This is a genomic window from Bradyrhizobium lablabi (assembly GCF_001440475.1).
GTDB classification, from domain to species: domain Bacteria; phylum Pseudomonadota; class Alphaproteobacteria; order Rhizobiales; family Xanthobacteraceae; genus Bradyrhizobium; species Bradyrhizobium lablabi.
The window spans coordinates 334,482-335,720 of record NZ_LLYB01000046.1; the positions used below are offsets into that span (position 1 = coordinate 334,482).

The 1,239-nt window shown below is 62.6% G+C and carries 2 protein-coding genes; both read right to left on the reverse strand.

Going from position 1 to position 1,239, the window contains the following annotated elements; translation table 11 throughout:
- Positions 1 to 552, reverse strand: a 552-nt coding sequence (locus tag CQ14_RS07220; RefSeq protein ID WP_199805456.1) for a two-partner secretion domain-containing protein, incomplete at its 3' end; no start/stop codon positions are given.
- Between the two features lie 17 nt (positions 553 to 569).
- The coding region (locus CQ14_RS07225; protein WP_283807199.1) for an MBG domain-containing protein at positions 570 to 1,239 on the reverse strand (670 nt) is incomplete at its 5' end.

The window sequence follows — 1,239 nt, forward strand, 5'->3', positions numbered from 1 at the left end:
GTTCACCACCGAGGCGTTGCTGTTGCCGCTGAAGGTCAGCGCGCCTCCGGCCCGGAAATCCGCATCCTTCACGTCCAGCGTCGAGGCAACGAAACTGCCGCCGGTCTTGATCACGCCGTTCGGCCCGACGACTACCCCCGACGGATTGACGAGATAAACCGAGCCGGTTGCCGATACGACGCCGTTGATCGACGACGGCACGTTGCCGGTCACGCGGTTGAGCGTCGCGCCGCTGCCGTTGTTGAACTGAACCTGGTAGCCCTGCCCGACCGAAAAGTTCGACCAGTTGACAATGCCGGTGCGGCTCGATTGCGAGATTGTCAGGCTGGTCGGCGACGTCGAGCCGATCGACACGTTCCCGCTGACCACCGTTCCGCCTGACGGCAGCGACTGTGCCGTCGCGGATTGTCCAAAATTCAGGAACGACGTGAGCACCGCGATGCTGACGGAACTGCAAAAGAGCTCCCGGATCCTTGACGTGCCCGCCGCCGATGAGGCGAGCATGCACGATATCATCATCGGGCGGCCGGGCGGCTCTTCGAAAGGGAGCATTGGGATCACTTCTTTCCTCATGGTCTTCCCGAAGCAAAACCGACGAACCTGATCCACCGACCTATCCGGCGATTGTCTGGATGGGGAAGCGCCTCGCAAGGCTGCCACGACATGCAAATGGGTTCTGCAGAAGGCTCGTCGATCGCGGCGGCCTCAAGCTGCGGATTCCATGGCTGCTGCCAGCCATACGACACCGAATTTGCCCTCACGTCCGATCCGAACGTCATCCCTTCGATCACCTTCCTGTCCGCCCCAGGAGATAGTGGCGCCGATGACCCGGTGATCGTCAGGTTAGCGCCGGTGTAAGTGAACGCGTAGTTCGACGAGGCGGCGAGCGTCCCTTGGGCGATTGCGTAGGATCCGGCATTGCTGGTGGTCGTTGCCGATGTCGACAGCGCACCCGACAACGTGTCGCCATTAGCGAGCCCCGCGCCACCGATCCGATAGGTCAGCGCCGGATTGGCGTCGCCATAGGCGCGGCTCTTCGCGTCGGCGGTCACCGTGATCGATCGCGGCGTGACCGTGAGATTGGCGCTGGTAAACGAGGATATCGTATAGTTCGACGAGGCCAGCGTACCCTGCGTGATGCCGTAGACACCGACATTGCTGGCCGTCGTTGCCGACGTCGCCAGCGCACCCGACAGCGTATCGCCATTGACGAGGCCTGAGCCGCCGACCAGATAGGTC